The organism is Vibrio crassostreae (assembly GCF_024347415.1).
GTDB classification, from domain to species: domain Bacteria; phylum Pseudomonadota; class Gammaproteobacteria; order Enterobacterales; family Vibrionaceae; genus Vibrio; species Vibrio crassostreae.
Map to the genome: position 1 here is coordinate 1,311,922 of NZ_AP025476.1, position 20,712 is coordinate 1,332,633.

The 20,712-nt window shown below is 44.7% G+C and carries 11 protein-coding genes and 1 pseudogene; 9 read left to right on the forward strand and 3 right to left on the reverse strand.

What is annotated here, in order from left to right:
• The first annotated feature begins 34 nt into the window (after positions 1–34).
• The 3 genes from OC193_RS06090 to OC193_RS06100 all read left to right on the forward strand — a co-directional run bounded on the left by OC193_RS06090 (position 35) and on the right by OC193_RS06100 (position 15,037).
• A complete protein-coding gene (locus OC193_RS06090; protein WP_048664114.1) occupies positions 35–10,426 on the forward strand; it encodes a DUF11 domain-containing protein in 10,392 nt (3,463 codons plus the stop codon).
• Between the two features lie 27 nt (positions 10,427–10,453).
• Positions 10,454–13,969, forward strand: coding sequence for a hypothetical protein (locus OC193_RS06095; RefSeq protein ID WP_048664042.1), 3,516 nt, complete (start codon positions 10,454–10,456; stop codon positions 13,967–13,969).
• Between the two features lie 72 nt (positions 13,970–14,041).
• Positions 14,042–15,037 carry an OmpA family protein gene (locus tag OC193_RS06100; RefSeq protein WP_048664041.1) on the forward strand — a complete coding sequence of 332 codons (996 nt, stop codon included), beginning with the start codon at positions 14,042–14,044 and terminating at the stop codon, positions 15,035–15,037.
• Between the two features lie 83 nt (positions 15,038–15,120).
• On the opposite strand, the gene OC193_RS06105 is transcribed toward OC193_RS06100, so the two are convergent.
• Together OC193_RS06105 and OC193_RS06110 are read right to left on the reverse strand one after the other, a co-directional pair.
• Positions 15,121–15,540, reverse strand: coding sequence for a BLUF domain-containing protein (locus tag OC193_RS06105; protein ID WP_048658364.1), 420 nt, complete (start codon positions 15,538–15,540; stop codon positions 15,121–15,123).
• Positions 15,541–15,859: 319 nt separating this feature from the next.
• Positions 15,860–16,051: a hypothetical protein gene (locus tag OC193_RS06110; protein ID WP_029405569.1), complete on the reverse strand. Its 192-nt coding sequence runs from the start codon at positions 16,049–16,051 to the stop codon at positions 15,860–15,862.
• Between the two features lie 515 nt (positions 16,052–16,566).
• Here OC193_RS06110 and OC193_RS06115 point away from each other — a divergent pair.
• From OC193_RS06115 to OC193_RS06140, 6 genes and pseudogenes are all read left to right on the forward strand, one after another.
• Complete coding sequence (locus OC193_RS06115) at positions 16,567–16,992, forward strand: hypothetical protein (RefSeq protein WP_048658365.1); 426 nt, start codon at positions 16,567–16,569, stop codon at positions 16,990–16,992.
• Positions 16,993–17,194: 202 nt separating this feature from the next.
• Entirely contained in the window at positions 17,195–18,025 is an 831-nt protein-coding gene (locus OC193_RS06120; RefSeq protein WP_048664040.1) for a hypothetical protein, read from the forward strand.
• Between the two features lie 64 nt (positions 18,026–18,089).
• Positions 18,090–18,611, forward strand: coding sequence for a GNAT family N-acetyltransferase (locus OC193_RS06125; protein WP_048658367.1), 522 nt, complete (start codon positions 18,090–18,092; stop codon positions 18,609–18,611).
• Between the two features lie 113 nt (positions 18,612–18,724).
• Positions 18,725–18,976, forward strand: a complete 252-nt coding sequence (locus OC193_RS06130) for a TIGR03643 family protein (protein ID WP_048664038.1) — start codon at positions 18,725–18,727, stop codon at positions 18,974–18,976.
• Between the two features lie 67 nt (positions 18,977–19,043).
• Positions 19,044–19,439 (forward strand): DUF3465 domain-containing protein, encoded by a 396-nt coding sequence (locus tag OC193_RS06135; RefSeq protein ID WP_048658369.1) that lies wholly within the window; start codon positions 19,044–19,046, stop codon positions 19,437–19,439.
• 49 nt (positions 19,440–19,488) lie between these two features.
• Positions 19,489–19,569 (forward strand): annotated as a pseudogene (locus tag OC193_RS06140) (GNAT family N-acetyltransferase); the annotation flags it as partial.
• A 356-nt stretch (positions 19,570–19,925) separates the two neighbouring features.
• On the opposite strand, the gene OC193_RS06145 reads toward OC193_RS06140, so the two are convergent.
• A complete protein-coding gene (locus tag OC193_RS06145) occupies positions 19,926–20,417 on the reverse strand; it encodes a hypothetical protein (protein WP_048664036.1) in 492 nt (163 codons plus the stop codon).
• Between the last annotated feature and the right edge of the window lie 295 nt (positions 20,418–20,712).

Sequence of the window (20,712 nt, forward strand, 5' to 3'; positions counted from 1 at the left end):
ATTCGCCTCCTATGCGGACACGGCGGGCCTAGCAATGGACCTGTCTGTTGATAGTTCGTCTTACGACAATGACCAAAAGGTGGTTTATACGCTTGTTTTAGCGAATGAGTCGGATAAAACCATCGCTGAGTTGGACGTTAAAGATGAGCTGTTAGATATCTTAACGACAGATGATGAAGGGAATGAGGTTAACGCCTTTACTCAAGCGTCAATCCAAGCACAGTCGACGTTTCTTTCATCACCAGGGACTTACAACCGTTTTGGCAATTTAGAGGCGACTGAAGTCCGTATCGCGGCGGGCGGTTCGGTGACCTACACGATGACTGCGACGGTTTCTAGTGATGCTGCGGGTACGATTGATAACGTCGCAAGTGCGAGTACTGGGCCTCTCGATTCTGTGGCATCAAATACAGAATCCATTCAACGAGGTTTGTACGAACACGATGTTGTGGTGTCAGTAGACAAGACAAATTACCAACTGAAGAATGAGCTTACATACTCAATCAAGGTGTCGAATACTGGCGATACGGTGATTCAAATGCTTGATGTTCAAGATGTTATTTCAGATATCAAGACACTCGACATTGATGGCGTTCTTCAACAGGCCTTCACTAACAATGTGAACTCTGCCAAGGTTGAAGGTGGCGAAAGTGATGCCGGTACTTTTAGCTCTTCGGGGGATTTGTCAGTCACTGATGCGTCGATAGATATTGGCGGATCTATCACCTACACAATTCGAACGACCGTTGCCGACAAAATCGTCGGCGAAATTGTTAACGACAACATAACGGCAGAAACACGAGATGCGCTGGTAACGGGTGACACAATCACAACGCCACCCACAGCACCTAATGTCACTCTTAAACATACCTTGAACCAAACAGAGAACTATCTTGTTGACGATGAGTTCTCTTACACGGTTACGGTAACCAACCAAGAAAACTCTGGTATTGCGTATCACTATTCTGTTCAGCAGCTACTTGCCGATTTAGAGACCGACTTAGGTAACGATGTCAGCAACGATAAAAATGCTACCGATACCAAGGGTAATCCTTACGAATCTTGGACCAATAAAGTTATTACTATTGGGCCTAACAGTACCTCTGAACTGGCTGATAGCGGCGTAGAATCTAACCATTCACTGGATGATGTAGTCTCTATTTACCCGGGTGAGGAGATCCTTTACTCGGTTGAAGTCGATGTAAGCCCTGTTTCAATTGGCGAAATACCTAAAGTTATCGCGCGTATAGTGGATGCTGAAGGCACGGCAGATTCTGCTGATGTAGTGACTAACCCTCTAGATACGCAAGAACTTCTGAATTCCTCATCAAGCCAAATTACCCGTAACAAGAACACAACGGATACCACTTATGTGCCTGGAATATCGGGTGAAAATGAAGTGGTCTACGACATTGTTATCTCCAACAAAGACACTGACTTTTTCGCTAACGATGTTGAAGTGATCGACAAGTTCGCTTGTATCGTGACAGAGCAAGCCGATGGTAGCACTGCTTCCGCGTTTTCTGAGTGGAAGTTGGAAGTAGATGAAAGCAGCGGGGCAGGTTCTAACTATGGTTCATTTAATTATGGGGCTTGGACTACGAACGACATCAACCTGAAAGTCGATCTAGCACCTGAGGGCTTTGTTCACTACAAGCTAACAGCCAAAGTAGCAGACACCAGTGTGGGTCAAATTGTTGATGATGGTACCGATGCCGGTTTGTGTTTGGGAGATAACCTGGGTGAGGCGGGTTCTGGCGTGCAAATGCCAAATTCCAAGTTGAAAGTACAGAAGGAAGTGGACTCTCGCTACTACTCTGCAGGTGGCACGCTCAATTATGAAATCACGGTAGAAAACAACGGTGATGGCTACGCGATCGATGTACCAGTATACGATGACATTGCATCAATCATGACCAAATCAATCACGGATGAGCCAACCAAAGCGTACTTGAGCTGGGTTGTTACGGCGAAATCTTATGCCTCTGACGGGGCTATTTCAACGAACAGCGACCCTGGCTTTAGCGATGAAATTTCAGGTAATCAGAGTAATAAGAACATCTTAGATGTGAAGGCGAAGCTAGCCCCGCATGACAAAATCATCTATAGCATTGCTGCGGTGGTAAACCCGATTGCTGATGATGAGATTCGAAATGATGTGACGGTAGATAGCGTGCTTTATTCCGACAGAGGTTCATACCCGAGGGACTACTACCTCGTCTTGGATAAGCGTGTCGATGGCAACAATGAGCAAAATGCTTATACCGATACGACCAAGGAAGTCACTTATACAATCAGTGTTACCAACCCAGAAGGGAATGGTTTCGCGTCTAATATCAATATTAAAGATGAAATCAGCACGATAGAGGCTGAGTTACTGCATGAGCCGGGTGAAACTAAGCCTGTGTTTAAATCTTGGACGATCATGGCTGACAGAGATGCGGCTTCTCCTTGGGTAAAAGCGGTCACCGATCCTGGAGAATTTTCAGATAACACCGACCTGAATGTCACGGCACAAATCCCACCGGGTGCAACCATTACCTATACCATTGTTGGCACACTCGATCGTGACGTAGACAGTGAAATTCTCTGGGGCACGTTCACCAACACGGCAACAGTGACAGGCCCAGAAACCAACCTATCAGATACCGTTCGCACCTATCCTAGCGAACCAAACCTCGTGGTTGCTAAGACCGCTCAAAATACCGACTTTGTGGTCGGTGAGCGCTCTACCTTCGATATCTATATTTATAACCGAGGTGTTGGCTACGCGAATGACGCAACGGTAAAAGACAGCATTTCAGCACTTAACTTCTTTGATAGCTGGACTGTTGTCGGTTCAACCAACACGGATAAACCGGGCTCTCGCTACGGTGATATCGCAGACAATACAGACATCGATACTGATGTGGATATCACCCCAGGAGGCTGGGTACATTACGAGGTGACAGGTGTTGTTAAGTCTGACTATGAAGAAGATCAAGTTTCTAACCGCGTTGATGTTTATGACCCAATCACAGACCGTGACCACAGCTCTTCTGCGCAGATAGATAACTCGAACAGTGCTTACGACATCAATGTGTCTTTGTCTAAAACAACCGATGTGGTTCGTTATACGCCGGGTGAAGATCTCACTTACACCATCGTCATTGGTAACAACGGTGATACCAATGAAACTGATCTTATCTTCATGGATCGATTGAGTGAGATCATCACCACGCTTGCCAATGATAAAGATGGTCAAGTAGAAGATCTTCTTGACCAAAATCCATTTGAATACTGGTCGGTTGATACTGGTTCGGGTTTCGGCCCGAATACCACTGATGATGTAGAGATCCCAATCTCAATTGACGCTAAAGATTTCGTGACTGTACGCATTAAAGCGCACGTAAAGGACAATGCTGTATCGAATGGTGTCGCAGATCGAGACGGCGGTATCATCCGCAACGAAGCGGTGTTGATTCATGATGACGATGCAGGTTGTACCGAAGATTGTGAATTCGCAAAACGTGCCGTGGCAGAAAACCATCAAGTTCACAACAACGGTACAGTGGTTCGCACAACCAACATCAACCGTTACTCTCCGGGTGATGAACTGACTTACACCATCAAATACAACTCTCAAGATGGACACGGCTATCGCAACAACGTTGACGTTAATGAACTGATCAATGATATCTCTGTTGAGTTACAAGACGGCACAACAGGCAATCCATTTTTCGATGATTCAGTAGGCGAAAACAAATTTACGGTTGCGGTGGCTAAGAGTGACCCAGCAAACGCAGGCACAACCGATGGTACAAAAGACGGTGAGGTTGTGGATGACACCAATATCGTGACCTCTATTGATATCGATGCTGGCGAAGACGTAACTTACACGGTAACCGGTACTGTTAGGCCTGACGCTGTCGGTGATATTCACTATCGAGATACCGTGGTCATCCCTGATGATTACCACTTAGATTTTGATAAAACCACCGATGAAGTGGTGTATGAGCCTGCTCAGACGGTAACTTATCACTTGGTGATTGAGAATGACGGTAAAGGTAATGCTCATAACATTCCTATTGTTGATAACCTCAAAGATATTACCGTTGATCTCGTAGACGGCACGACTGGACCTGCGTATTCAACGTGGACTATTACCTCTATCGCAACGGGCACTGATTCTGAGTATGTCGATGCAGGCGCGGGCGCGGGCAACGTTTATACATCAACAGACAGCAACCTTAACGAAGAAGCCGATATTCCGATGGGCGCCAAGCTTGAATACCAAGTGGTTGCAACCATCAACGATAAAGCCAATGGCGATATTATCAATGTGCTGACTGTCGATGGAGATACTATCTCTCACGATATATCGCAAACCGTTCGTCAAATTGATTACGAAAAAAATATTCTGGACTACTACGATACCGATGGGAACAAGATTCCGGGAGCAACGAGCTACATGCCCGGTGGCTACATCGAGTATGAAATCTATATCGAAAATATCGCAACAGCGCACGTTGATGATATTAGCCTTCGTGATGATATCGACCAGATAACGACTCAATACTACGACGGAACTCGCGGTCCGGCGTTTGATAGCTGGACCATTGAAACGTCTGCAGACAGTTCAGGGATCTCTGATCCTGATGTCGATAACTCGATCAAAGACAATCAACCGATTGATACGCACTTTGATATATCGGCAGACAACTTTGGCCGTGCAGTATCGTCACCGTTTGTGCGTTACGTCATCAAGGCCAAAATCAGTCCGAAAGCAGTGGGTTCATTCACTAACCGAGCGTATATCGATGAAGATGATGGCAACCAGTTCATTGCTGTTTCTCCACCAACGTCGATGTCAGAACCAGAGATAACATTCTCGAAAAAGGCGTTCTATGATGCAGGCTTCTCTTCGGCAAAGACAGAGTATTCTCAAGCCGCTGGTGAGAGTGAGGTTTATTACCGCGTTCAAATTAAGAACACTGGCAACGGCATTGAATATGGCTCTCATCTCGAAGATACCATTTCAGCAATTCAGACTCGCATTGCAGAAGATGCCTCGACGTCTGGCACTGACCCTGTTGGGCAACCATTTTTGTCTGGTTGGGAAGTGCAGCTAGAAAAAACGGCAGCGGTAGGTTCGATTACGGACGCGGTTGACTTTGTTTCTGGTAACGAGGTCAATATTGATAACGACATTGTTATTGCGCCTCAAGAAAGCCTAACGTTCACAATCCATGCTGAAATTCGTGAGGATGCATTGGGTGAGATCCTCAATAAAGCAAGTTATGACGGCAGTATACGCAGTGCGAACCTGACACCGCTTGGCAATAATATCAGCGTTGAAAAACGCGTGGTGTCGATTAACGGCAACCCGTTCAATGATGGGGATACCTATTTGCCGGGTGACGAAGTTGAGTATGAATTCGTAGTCACTAACCCTGAAAACGGTTGGGCGGATGATATTCAAATCAAAGACACGGTAAAGGCTATTCAAGTTGAGGTTATTGGTGGAACAATGGAATCAGCTTTTGTTTCGGGCGATATCACTCATGAAGTTAGCAATGGTATTGATGCCAACGTCGATACCTATGTTCCGAGCTATAACTCAAACAACAACCTGAATATCGAAACCGATATTGCCGCAGGTGAAATACTGACGTTTAACTTAACGGGTGTTATCCGTGATGACGCTTTGGGAACTATCGAAGCCAACCGAGTGACGGCAGAAAATGAATCTGCAACATCAGAAACGATTCCGCCACAAGCGGCTGAACTCGACTACTTCAAAACCTTGATTTACACCGATGGCGAATCTGCGGGCTGTTCAGTTCCTTCAAATGATGGCAGCACCTGTACCTACGCACCACGTGGTGATGTTGAATATCAAGTGACGTTAGATAACACGGGCGATAGCATTGCCAATGATGTGCGTGTTATCGATGCCATCCATACCATCAAAACCGAAGACGGCGATGATGCGTTCTCTGACTGGGCAACAGCGATTGCGGTTGAACCGGTTGGAACTTATGACGTGCAAGGTAACTACAATGGCAGTGTGCCGTTGAATGCGACTGTCGATCTTCGTCCTGGTGAACGTATCGTGTTCGATGTCAAAGGCACAGTTTCAACATCGGCAACTGGCACCATTACCAATACGGCACAAGTAAACGGTGACGACACCAACGACATCGTACTTGATCCTGGTCGCTCTAATATCCTAATCGACAAGTGGACAGATACACCTACATACGTACCCGGTGGAACGGTGAATTACTACATCGACATCACCAATGACGATGTGGATTCTGGTTTGTTCTCAATCCGCGACATCATCAGTGGCTTCGAAGTCGAAACGGTCGACGGTTCAATGCAAACCGCACTGACGGAGTGGAGCGTCGATTACGATGTTTTATACAACTCTGCACCATCTGATCCTAACGCGAATGATTTCTCAGAGTTAGACAAGCTCGTTGGGCAAAGCAGCCCAGACATCGATTTACCTGCTGAGTCAGTCAAGATGGCAGGGCGTGATGATGCGGGCACTGGCGGTGGTGACAAGTACACGGTTGTTCGAATCCATGTTGAAGGCAAGGTCCGTGATGACGCAATTGGTCGCTTTACTAATACCGCATACCTACGACATGGCTTAGACGATTCGAAAATAGCTCGCTTAAGAGAGGGCTACATCACGCCTAAACAGGGACAGTTGGTATTAACCAAAGAAGCCACCCCGATTGCCGAGCCTGATGCTAAGTACCAACCGGGTCAACCTATCTCCTACAAGATCACCGTGGCTAACACAGGTGAAGGTTACCTTGTGGATCAAGTCCTGACGGAGCGTATCGATACCATCATGACAGAAGTGGCGAACAGCCCAGATCAAGAACAAGCACTTACTGGCAACTGGATCATCAGTGATGAACAGATTGATGGTAGTGGTGACCCAACACTGAATGCTCGCAAAGATGTGTCCAATACCAATCAAGGTTACAGCGCCACTTACAGCATTCACCCCGGCGATAGCTATTCGTTTGTTGTCACCAATACCGTGAATGACAAAGCCAAAGGCGAGATCACTAACGTTGTTAAAGTGGCTAGCGATGATGGTGAATACACCGCAGACGCGACCTACATTCCAGAAGACGCACAAGTTGAGATCACAAAAGACGTTGATAAAGCGGAATACCTTCCGGGAGAAACACTTCAGTACACCGTGACCGTTAAAAATAACGGTTTAGGTTGGGCTGAAGACGTTGTGATTGAAGATGCGTTGAAGTCGGTAGAAACCACGATTGCTGGTGGTGAAACGAAGCAAGCCTTTGATCCAGCTTCAATTCAAATCTCGGCCGTTTCGACAACGGGTGAAACGCCAGTACCAGATGCAACCAGTGGCGAAGACCTCAACGAGACGCTCGATATCGCACCGGAAGACAGCATTGTGTTCACGATTCAAGTCACGACGAATGCGCTTGCGACCGGTGATATCACCAACATGGCATCAGCAACGTTTGACGGCACGACCTTTGATGATTCGGCAACCAGCACACCTGTGTTGGCGACGGTTTCTATCGATAAGACAGTCGACACACCATCTTATGAAGTGACCAAACTGGTTAACTACGAGGTAACGGTAACCAATAGTTCTGATGCGTTTGCCTCTGACGTTCAACTGCAAGACATCATCAGTGATATTGACGTGGATACTACTGCAGATAAAAAAGAGTCGGCATTCCTGATGTGGGAAGTGAGTTTTGAAGCTTCAGATGACCGTACTGTAGTGACTCCGAAGACTTTTGTTTTGAGTGAAGATATCGACGTCAATATGGATGTTGCGCCACAAAGTACGGTGACTTTCCATGTTAAGGCGTTGATTCGTACTACGGCGATTGGCGATATCAGTAACACGGCAACCATCACTTACAACGGTACACCACAAGATTCAACGGTAGTCATGACACCGAAGGACTCTGAGTTTATTGCGACGAAAACTAACGTACAAACTGAGTATGAGCCGGGTGGTGAGCTGGAGTTCTTGATCACTATTGAAAACACCTCTAACAACTACATCAGCGATTTAAGTGTTGTTGATGACATGAGCACGATAGAGGTGGGCTATTACGATGGCACCACTGGGCCTGCCTTTGTTGCCGGAACCACTTCTCTGGTTGTTGACTCAACCACGGTAGGAACGACGACCGAGCAAATTAGCCCGATTGAATACAGTGTGGATATTGCACCGCGTGGTACGGTTGTGTTCCGCTCAAAAGGCACAGTAGTCGATACCGCGACTGGACGTATCATCAATACAGCGCAAGTCGACGGCGGCGATGTGGTTAGCCCTCCAGTTAACACTGTGGCGGCGGTTGTTCAAGCAGAGCTCTATACAGACGCGCCTTATTACGTACCGGGTGACCAAGTTGAGTATCACTTAGTGGTACAAAACATTGGTCGTGGCATCGCTAAAGATGTCGCGCTTTACACCCAGTTCTCTGAGTCAATGGGCGACTACATCGACGGTTCTCGCAGCAATGCTTTTGATGATTGGACGCTAACAGCCTCATCGGAAGGGGCTGAAACACAGCCGGGTACGTTTGATAACGATAAAGACCTCTTCACCTTGGTCGACATCGCGCCGGGCGGCAAGATTGATTACACCTTCACATTGACCGTCAACGAAGACATGTTGACCAACATCGATGTACTTGGCTACTACCTTGATTTAACGGGTAGTCCAACGATGCGTGCTCGTTCTAAAGGCATGTTGGCGTCTGAAACGTCGATGCAGGCAGTCGCCGATCAAGTATCAGCTTTGGATTTACCGCCAGTGGGTGCAGATCTGGTTGTCGAAAAGCGTTCGGACAAACCTGAATACACTGAAGACGACGACAGTGTCACTTATTACTTAGCTGTGACCAACAATGGTCTAGGTAATGCAGCGAACGTGCGACTCACTGATGAGATCAGCGAACTGCAAAATAGCGTTGGTAATAAAGTGTTTACTGATTGGACGATTGAAGGTGTTGAAGTTGATGACACGGGCGCAGTAATTCAGCGTCATAGCTTCCCGTTGAATAAAGACCTAGACACCACCGTTAATCTGAAATCTCAAAAACGAAATGCGTTCGCGTTTGAAGTGGTGGGTACATTAGGCAAAGGTTTGGATGACGACATCACCAATACCTTTACGGCGACCGAATCTGACGGTACCGAAACCAGCGACAGCGTAACCACTCACATCAAGAAGATTCCTGATAACTCTGGGGAATTGGAGCTGACCAAGTCGGCGCTGCAAGACACCGCGCAAGTCGGCGATGCGGTCGAATACGAGATCATCGTTGAGAACAACAATGAATCTTACTTTAAGAACGTGACGGTAGAAGACCGTTACCCAGGCGGCTTGAAATACATCGTAGACACCTCGGAAATCGTGTTGAGCGGTATTGATGGTGAGTTTGGTACGGAAGACGATCAGGTTCTTTCTCAAGAGCCATCAGACACAGGCAAGCTTATGTTTACTTCGTTGAACTTTGACCCGGGCGAGAAGCTGCGTATCCGCTATCTATTGCGTGTCTCGGTAGCTGCCACCTTTGGTGACTACATCAACACCGCAGTCGCGAAAGTGGATGGTTCAGCGGTTTCCAATGAAGACACCGCCAAAGTAACCGTAGAACCGGACAAGGTGTTCGATACCTCATCGATCATCGGCAAAGTCTTTGAAGATCACAACAAAGATGGATTCCAAGCAGACGCAACCGCTTTTGATGTTGAGTTAACGGCGAACCTAGCAACGCAAGGCTACATCGCTGATTCGACACACATCATCCGTGATGGACAAGATGTTGCTGTCGAAGATGGTGCAATAACCACTGGGCTTGAGCAAGGTTTGGAGCTTGGCGATCTTTGGGGTCACTCAGTGAACCGAACACTGCCAGAAACCAGCAAAGTGGTGATTCAATTTAAAACTCGCACACAGCAGAGCTTTGATTTCTTTGTCACGACCGATGCGGGCTCTCGTATCGAGTTTGATGCACAAGGTCAGATTCAGTTTAAGCATGAATCCGATAAGAAGAAGGGACTGAGCGCGGAAAACCTCAACGTAACCAGAAACCTATATCGCGATGGCGAGGATTACCTATGGGAAATCGTTATCGAGAACAAAGGTATTTACGAAGATGGTATTCCGGGCGTTAAGTTAATGACGGTTGAGGGAATCGTTATTTACACAGACCAGTACGGTCGTTACCACGTGCCCGACCAATGGGTACTCAATAAGAAAGGTAAGAACTTCCTCGTGAAGTTGGACACTGATTCGCTATCCACCTCTATGGAAGTGGTGAGTGAAAACCCGAAAGTGTTGCGAATTACCCCGAACAAGCTCACCAAGTTCAACTTTAGTGTTCATCGCAAAGACCAAGAAAGTGAACAGAAGTAAGCCATTGGAACCGTATCTGGAAATTGTATGAAAGTATTTAGTAAGTCTCGTTTAGCAACGTGTGTGTTAGCTGCCATCCCTGTGATGGCGGTAGCGAAAGACACAGGTAAGCTTGAAAAACTCGCTTCTGAGACGACTGGCATTGAAATCACTAAGCCGAACCAAGACCAAGACAGCTCGCGCATATACCTAGAGCAAGGTGCTATTTGGGCAAGCCGTGACATCACTCGCTTTGACCCAGTATTAGATGTCAGTGTCAGCGATGAGTTGGAAGTTGAGCAGGGCACACTGCGAGACAGTGTCGGATTCACCATTACCACCAACTATGGTTACTACATCAAAAAATACCAGTTAGAGGTGTACCGTGTCGGTGATTTTGGTTTGTCTGAGCCAATCGCTGTGCTTGATGGCGATAAACTGGCAAACGATTCTGACATCAATTGGGATGGTCAAACCGATGTTGACTACCAGTTTGAGGTCGGTGAACAGTTGATGTTCCGCCTAAAAGCGTGGGACAAAGATGGCAATATGGACGTGACCACGGTTGGTGTGACGGACTTGGTGAAGCCAGACTCTGAGGTCGATATCGATCGCAACGATAACGACGATGAAGAGAGCAAAGACAAAAGTTACGGACAAGCTAAGCTGATGCGCCACAACATTCCGACCAATGCAGGCTTAGCCAAGTTCATTGGTACCGGTTTGAAAGGCGTCGATAAAGTCATCATCGGTGAAGATGAATTTGACGTTGAAGACGGCAACTTATACGCAGAGCAGTACTTACCAACAGACTCCTACATTTTTCCAACCAAGGTTGTGTTTGATAACGGTGATGAACGCCGCTACAAGCTTTACGTTCGTATCCCAGACACGTACTACGCACAAACGGGTTTGGCTGATCTTTATGTTGGTAAGAACAATGTGTCTGGCAACAGCGATGCATTGAGTGTCGATGACCAGTATCAAGATGATATCTATAACCAAGGTCGTTTAGCGTACTTTGGTCAGGGGAAATTTGGTGACAAGCTTCGCGTGACCACTCACTTCGATACTCGAGAAAGTGAGATAAAAGACATGTTCAAACATCCATTCGCATCAGACGATTCGGATGTGTTCGATATTCTCGAAGACGACGATGAACTGTATTACGGCAACTATGGTGACAGCTCAAACATCGAAAAAGTGGTCAATACCAAGGGTAAAGTCTACCTCAATGTGGAATACGATAAATCACAGTATTTATGGGGTAACTACAACACAGGGTTAACTGGTACTGAGAACAACGATTACAACCGTAGCCTCTATGGTTTTAAGGCTGATTACCGCACTCGCGATACCACACAATATGGTGAAGATCGCTTGAACGTGGTCGGTTTTACGGCTGAAGCTGACTCCTTGTATGCGCACGATGAGTTCTTAGGTACAGGTGGTTCTCTGTATTTCCTTCGCAACGGCGAAGCGGTACCGGGAAGCGACAAGGTTTACGTAAAAGTAAAAGATGAATCTGGCCTAGTACAAAACGAAATTCCGCTTGAGCCGGGTGTCGACTATGACTTCGACCCGTACCAAGGTCGAATTATTCTGACCAAGCCACTCGACAATATCTTGCCTGACAGTTTCGGTAGCGTGATTGAAAACGGAGACGACTACGAAAACTTTCTGGTTGTCGATTATGAGTATGTCCCACAAGGTTCAGACTCGCTGGACGCGATGTCTTACGGTGGTCGTGCCAAAGGCTGGATCAACGATTACGTTGGTGTGGGTGTGACGTATGCGACTCAAGAAAAAGATAACCAAGACTACGAGTCTTACGGCACTGACTTAACGTTGCGTGCGACGGAAGGCACTTACATCAAGGCCGAGTTTGCCCACAGCGAAGGTACTCAAACCGAGTCTAACTTTGTCTCTATAGATGGTGGTTTAACCTTTACGCCGATTGGCGACACGTTAGAAGATCGTGAAGGTGACAGCATCCAAATCACCGCAGTGACCAGCCTTTATGACCTTGCCCCAACTATCTTTGGTGCAGTAGGCAATGACCTGAAGCTTTGGTATCGAGACAAAGACGCTGGATACAGCTACGCGAGCAGCAGCGACGACCTAGAACAAGAAGCCTACGGTGCCGAGCTTCGCTTGCAAGCGACCGATCGTTTGGCGGTGCTGTCTCGTTTTTCGACAAACGAAGAGCGCGATATCGACGGCAACTTAGAAGCGGATACTGAAACGATTGAGGTCGAGACTCAAGTGAAAATCACTGAGCACATTAAGGTGTCTGCAGCAGGGCAACAAACCGAAGAGTTGAACCAAAACGATGAGCAAAGCGATGCGACCCTAGCCGGTGTGCGTTTGGAATACATGTGGGACAGCGACAACAGTGTCTACATCAAAGGACAAACCACAGTCTCTCAATCGGATGACTACGACGAGAATGATAGCGCCTCGATTGGTGCTGAATTCCAAGTGTTGGAAGATTTGTCATTAGGTGGTGAATATACCGATGGTGATCGCGGGCAAGTTGCTGAAGCCACCGTGACTTACGATGTGTCTGATGACCACTCCACGTACGTGACTTACGTTGATGATAACTATGAAGGTGAAAACAACGTGATTGTCGGTCAGCGTGCAGATCTCACCAACAGTGTCGATTTCTACCAAGAGAACCAGTTCGTTGATGAAAATGATGGTCACGGTCGCATCGATTCGTATGGCTTTGGCTACGACGTGACGGAAGATGTCGAGATGGGCATCGGTTATCAGCTTGGTGAAATTGAAGATGACGAGAATATCACCACAGAGCGTGAGTCCATCAGTTTCAATGCCTCTATCGATCTAGATGACATCACCTTAAATCACAAATTTGAATACCGAGTGGATAAGAGTGAAGACGACCCAGAGATAGCACAGCGTGAGCTGCAACAAATCGTGACGACCAACCGTTATACGCATCACTTAACGGAAGAATACACGCTGTTTGGTAAGTACAACTACTCAATCACAGAGAGCGAAACCACTGGCGAAACCATGGCGCGGTTTACCGAGGCGACGGGTGGACTAGCGTATCGACCGATCTACAACGATCGATTGAACCTACTTAGCCGCTACACCTACATTGCGGACTTCGATCAACTGGATCGCGATGTGGATTATCAAGACGAAACCAGCCAGATCATTGAGGTCGAAGCGATCTACTCGATCGACCAACACTGGGACGTTGGCACTAAATACGCGCACAAAGACAAAGAACAGGCCTTTGAACGTGCATCTGGTGCGAATGAGATGGTTAAGAGCGACATCGACTTATACGGACTGAGTGCTTCTTATCGCGTGATGAAGGAGTGGGATGTGACGGGTGAGTATCACTGGAAAACAGACACACTCAATGATGAGTTAGAACACGGCGCATTAGTTTCGGTGAACAAGCACATCGGTGAAAACCTAAAAATGGGTATTGGTTATAACTTCTCTGCGTTTGATAGTGATTTAACCAACGATGATGATTATGACGCTTCAGGCGTGTTCATTAACTTAGTCGGTAAGATTTAAGCCAGCCCAAAGAGGGTGAAATTAGAGACTTAAAAATTGAAAACGAAAAGTAAGTTGAGAACGAAAAGTAAGATGAAAATAACAATTGGCCTAGTCAGCGGCGTAATGAGCGCTTTGCTTCTTGCTGGCTGTGCGACCGACACCTACGTGAGTCAGGAAAATCGCGACAAGTTTGCTGGCTTAGATGTCTCTAAGTTTCTGATTAGTGAATGTTTAGCACCGGAGCGCGAAGTACATATTGCGATTGCTGAACACTTTGCATTTGATAAGTACAAGCTACGTGACCTCGACAAGATCAATCTAGATAGCTTTGTTAAAGAGATCAGGGGCTTAAAAGGGCGTATCACGATTGTCGGGCACACGGATTACAAAGGCTCGTTGGATTACAATCAGCGCCTTTCACAACGCCGTGCTAAGTCGGTCGCAGACTATCTGAAAGCGCACCTTGACCCAACGAATTACGACTGGGAAGTGAAGCACCTTGGTGAAACTCAGCCTCTATTGCTGGGTAAAACCGATAAAGACCGAGCGGAGAACCGCCGTGCATTTATCGTTTTTGAAGAGGCGCAGAAATACGAAGAGATGCCTTTCTGTGAACCACCAAAGCCTGAGCGTAAGGTGTACATGGCAATCACACCGCACTTTGATTTTGATAAGTCAGTGCTAAAGCCAGAGGACTTAACTCAGTTGGATGACTTTGCGTCTCAATTGAGTGGATTACAAGGCAACATCATGGTGGCAGGGCATACTGACCAAGCCGGTTCGGTTTCTTATAACGAGAAATTGGCGGAGCGCCGTGCCGAAACTGTGGTTGAGTATCTCAAAACTAAGCTCGACCCTAAGCAGTTCATTTGGGAAGTGAAGTCGTTTGGTAAGCTACAGCCAGCGATTAATGAGCGCACTGAGAAAGCTGATGCGTTAAACCGACGTGCTTTTATTGTGTTTAAAGAGTCTGATATTAACGCGGAACAGCAAGCTTTTTTTGGCAGCGAGCAGGCGCTTTCTGGAAATGAACAGGAAGTAATGAGCATCGAGAGCGAGCAGGAAACTTCGACTGATAATCAATAGTTAGCATTGGATTTAAATACAAAAAGGCCCCATGCATTGGGGCTTTTTGTTGCCTGCTCTATGGGCTAACTAAGGTAAAATATCTATTGAGACGGTAAGTTTTGCTTCAATTCCAGAAGCATTCGATAAGCACTTTCTCCAGACATCTCATAAGGATTGAATTGATCAGATGTTGAAAACTGTAAGTTAACCAGTTCAGTCAGGCTTGATTGTGGAATATCACCCATCGACCAGTCACCAAATTCCCGGCAATCGATCTCTTTGAAATATAAAATCATGACTTTTTTGTGCCGCTTATCATTCAGAATATGATTATAGGTATGGTTAACCGCAGTTCGTGAACCTTCAATACATTGTAGGAAATACTTATCGTTGTGGCTAAGAAGGCCAGTTAAGTGGCTCTGCTTATTACGATCGTGTGAGATCTTGAAAATTTCATCTAAAGCCTTCGAGTCGCAGCTTTCACAAAGCGTACTGACATAAATTAACCGAGTTAGGCGCATAGGCATCACTTCGAATTTTGTTCAAAAGGTATTAATAAATATAAGCCAAGCTCATGGAATTGCTAATTATTGGTAAAAATATCACTAACGATATTATTTTGGCGAAGTAAGAATGAGGATCAAGCTAAGAAAAGGCGTTAGGTACACCAATTCAGGCTATTTCAGAGTTTGTAACTCAATTGTTTGAGGGGATGGGCGAACGATCAGGCGACCGGCTTTATCGTGTGATTGTACTTCGTCATAGTAGAAGGTGCTGATAGTCACACCTTCTATTGAGTCCTGTGACCTGCTTGTAATCTAGCGTCGATGTCTATCAACGTTATTCGTTCAAAACCGAAATCGATTCGACGTTAGAAGAGGAATCAAATCGAACGTTGACCAACACACTTTCACGTTCGAAAGTCACATCATCAAAGTCAGTAGCTGCTATCTTAAATCCATTCCTTGCGAACAGACTCGTCACCGTTGTTCGTTGTTTCTGTTCCATTGCGCATGTCAGTAGTTCGTTCATCGTGATCTCCATTAGGTAACCGTGTGCATAGTGTAAGCGTACAGACTCTACATTATGAGATCAATTGCTTAATTCATAAGCCGCGTTAATGCCTCTGGATGAATGATTTGATCATTCAAATAGCTAATGGACGAGAAAGCCTGTCATTACAGTGGTTATGATTACGGCGGTGTTCTGTGACAAGGCTTCAACAACTTTTACGATAGTTATTTCTTACCCAAATTGGATTGAAATAAGTGGTTACAAAACGGCTAGGCATTACTTAATTTTTTGCTTTGCTTCTTTCTCGTAATCAATGGAGCGAACTACTTAGAACTTATCGTTCGAGGTGAAATCTAAGCTTCACGACCGGTAGTATCTATCGGGGTTGTCAATGTTAGGTGGGTATTGTAATAAGTGTTATTAATTGCATAAGCTTGATTTTAACATTCCTTTGATTTATAAATTCTCTGCGCATCAATAACTTCATGATTATATTAGTTTTTACTAACCTTTAAATAACATGGAGAAAGGCGATGAATAAGAACCAAACACGCAACGGGTTAGCGAATTTAATGCGATTTCGTAAACCATATAAGGCAACAGACTTCCTTGTCAGTTCTAATGAACTACGAGTTAAGAAAGATGTTTATAGCTTGCGTAAAATTAAACAGTTAGAAATTCGTCAATTGGGCTTCAAAGAAAACGCTATCAATATTGTTTCACTGGCTTTAGTACTCTCCGCTGCGACTTGGGCGTTTGTTCCTCAGTTTGGACTGCCTATGCTTGCGCTGACTTTTATTTTGGCTTTTGTCTCATGGCGAAAATACGAGTTGCGTGCAGAGTTCAAAGGGGCAGACGAAACCGGTGATCATTGGGTATCAGTGGCTCGTGGTTGTACTCGTGAAGAGTTCAAAATTTTGAAAAACGTCGAATTGACGTTACGAGACCAAGTTTCTTAGTAAGCAGAGTGTCGTAATAAGTTAGGTTCAATAATAAACAAGGCTCGTCACTCGTTGGCGAGCTTTTTATTTTCTGAAAAACATAGATAGAGCAGGTTACTTTTATACGTCAACGACGATATTGGCAACTGTGATCTTTATGAATTTTAAGTAACGGTATTTATAATGTTATTTGGACTTTGAACATAGGGAGAGAGTGGCGGTGAATACACGAGTAAATAAGAGTTTCGTCAAAAAGCTCATCCGGCTAATTGGTTATGTTCTGATGATAATGTTGAGCTATAGTCGACTTACCAATGCTCAAAGTATCGAGTTTCCTACTTGTGCACAGAGCGAGATTTTGAATACAGAGGTCCACCTTTATGTTGATGAATCTGTGTTAGCCGAATATTCCAAAGCATTTATAGCCTCTAAAATAGCGACATGGGAAAGCTATTCGAATCTAGTGTTGAAGAACTCCTGCATTCCTATGACGCGAAAAGTAACCAAGGTGACTTATACCTCGGCAATCGATAGCCTCTGGTTTCAAGACTTGAGCGCAGCAGAGAGGCTACTCAAATTATCGATGGAAGAGCCAATTAAAGAAATCACAGAAGACGGTCATCCTGTTTTTTCAGGGGTTGTGTTTTCTAATTATCATTCTGCGTTCGAGTCTCGATATTGTGGTACCTCATCTCCAGTATCCTATTTTTTCTCTTTAGCGATAAACTGCCCAGACTCGACAATGGAACATGAAGTTGGTCATTTGAGTGGTGCTAACCATGACTATAAAACGGTGTTAAAAGATTACGCGACTATCGAACATTTTATCGCTGACAGGTACCCGAAAGCGCCCGCATATTCATTCGGTGCTACATGTGCAGAGAGAGGCACTGTAATGTCTTATGAGCGTGATATTATTCCTGCCTACTCTAGCCCTGAAATTAGAGTGAACGGACAGCAATGTGGAGATAACGCGCATCACAATAATGCGAGAGTGCTTAGAGAGTTCGCAAATACTCATTTAAAGCTAATAGACTCCAACAAAAATTAGTCGAGCTAATGCCGAGAATAATCAAATAGTACGATGGCGTTTGAAAACAGGATAAGGAAAGTGAATGGACATAACGATAAGACCAGCAATGCCGAGCGAATTGGCTACCATTTATGCTTTGGTTATCTCAAACGATGAGTGGACTAAGTTTAATGGCCCTTATTTTTCGTATTCTCATCCGTCATTAGAAAGTTTTGAAGCGCATTCGTTCAAACGACTGATCGAGGGCGATGATCTACAGCTGGTGGTTGTCGACGGTGTACCTGTTGGAACCGTGAGTTGCTACTGGGAATGCGAAGAGACACGCTGGCTCGAAGCCGGAGTGGTGATTTATAACTCTGATTATTGGGGGAAGGGGATCGCAGCATTAGCACTTCCGCTCTGGATTACTTACCTATTCGACAACAAACAGATTGAGCGTGTGGGGCTAACTACTTGGTCAGGTAACCCGCGCATGATGTCTCTTGCTTTGAAGCTAGGTTTCCAGCAAGAGGCGAAGCTGAGAAAGGTGCGATATTACCAAGGCGAGTATTATGACTCGGTGAAGTATGGGGTGCTGCGTAGCGAGTGGATGGAGAGAGGATAGCGACAAATATCTGTTTTTCTGCTTGACGGTTCCCTATCGATTCAGTGGTAACACCCTGATCTAAAAAGCAAGAGCGAGCGTATTTCTATCAGTTAATTGATGGTGAGTATGTAATGAAGTTATCTAAAGAGAATGAATCAAGAATTATAGAAATGGCGTGGGAAGATAGAACCCCGTTTGAGGCCATAGAGCTGCAATTTGGTTTGAATGAATCACAGGTGATTCGTTTTATGCGTAGCCATATGAAGCCGGGTAGCTTCAAATTGTGGCGCGCTCGCGTCGCAGGTCGTGCGACAAAACATGTAAAACTTCGTAGCTCTGAAGTGTCGAGAGGTTATTGTCCAACTCAGTACAAGCATCGTTAAAAGAGGGGATGCCAAGTCAGTATCCCAAATCAATACTCAGATATGGGGAATGAAAGAAATGAAGGTAATGAAACAATTTTGTGCTCTACTTTTAGTGCTGCTTAGCTTCGGCATCAGTCATGTTCAAGCGAATGATACGCGACTTAAGCAAGCTTACGAAAATCACCACAGCGACGTTCAGGTGCGCGGATCGGGTACGGTGTATCGAGTAATGCCAGATGATAATAAAGGTTCTCGGCATCAGAAATTCATTTTACGACTTGATAGCGGACAAACATTGTTAGTCGCACATAATATTGACTTAGCGCCTCGTGTTCAGGATCTGGCAAAGGGCGATCGAGTTGAATTTTATGGTGAATATGAATGGAACAAGAAAGGTGGCGTAATGCACTGGACGCACAAAGACCCTCGTAATCATCACACTCATGGTTGGTTGAAGCATAACGGGAAAGTATACGAGTAAACACCTCCGAGACTTTTCCTTTCAGGCTATAAGATAAAAAGGAATTTTGATGTTTAAGCTGGAAACTGACAGGTTGATTCTTCGAGATATGGATCTCGAAGACGAGTGTGCCTTTGTTGCGATGTCTCAGGTGCAAAGTGTCATCATTGTGCGGTGGCTTTGTTTGTGTCGATTTATGTTTTAGAGTGAAATACCAGTCTTAGTTGAATTAAATAATATGGTATTTATGACGGCAGGGAAAAGTGTAAATGATTTTTGAGTGGTATATTTTTATTAGTCTTATGCGTGTAAGGTGTCAAATAGACAAAGTGCAGTTGTGAGGCGGCACATTGTCTGTATATTGTGAATAGGTTTATAGTCATAATGAGGAACCAGACATTGTGGAATCAAGATTGAATGATAACTTCAGCTAATCGTAATACGAATAGCGATATCATTATACTCAATGCAAAAAATGGTAACATACCGATAGTAACCATAGATAGTTTAAAAAAAATTCTCATTGTTAACCTCAGTGGTCAGTAAATTGACGTTAGTTTGCTTATGGGTTAAACCTTTCATTTTACTAAGGTTTCTTTGTGTATAAATGTACTGGCTTTTCATCGATGAAATGTATTCTTCATGGGTTTTTTCTAGGTTTATTAGTGAAAAATCTTGTTTTATTTTTGCCAAAAAAGACTCTTTTGTGTAAATAGGCCCGAACCAATCGATGGCGTGAAAGTCGATATAATCATCTTTTCCATTTTTTACAATTATGCCCTGATTATGATGGAAATTAGTTTTTTCAAAATGAAAACTATAATTGAATTTTATTAACCTCGCTTCAACTTTTAATCTTACCTTTATCTGGTACCTATTATTCGTAGTGTCTTCAAAAAAAATCACCTCAATGTCCTCTAAGTATTGATTTTCATGCGCTAGTATTTTAGTTTTAATTGATGAAATGTTGTTAATGAACTCTTTTATTTTATGTGTCATAAAATATCCCTTATTTATTTTAAGATATTAATTGGCATGTTTGGTTACTAATCATTTATTGTTAGTGGATGTTTTGAATTATCTCCGTAATGTCAATTTTTAAAAACAGAACACTCATGCTGAACATAAAAAATCACGGTTAATATTCCGAAAGTAAGTACTTTTTCTTGTATTAATATTTTATACATTTGGATTTTCTCGTTGATGACCAGGAGTGTGTTTTACTACAAGAAAATTTGATCTGAAATATTAAGCACACACCAATAAGCTACTGGTTCTTGGGTATCTTATATAT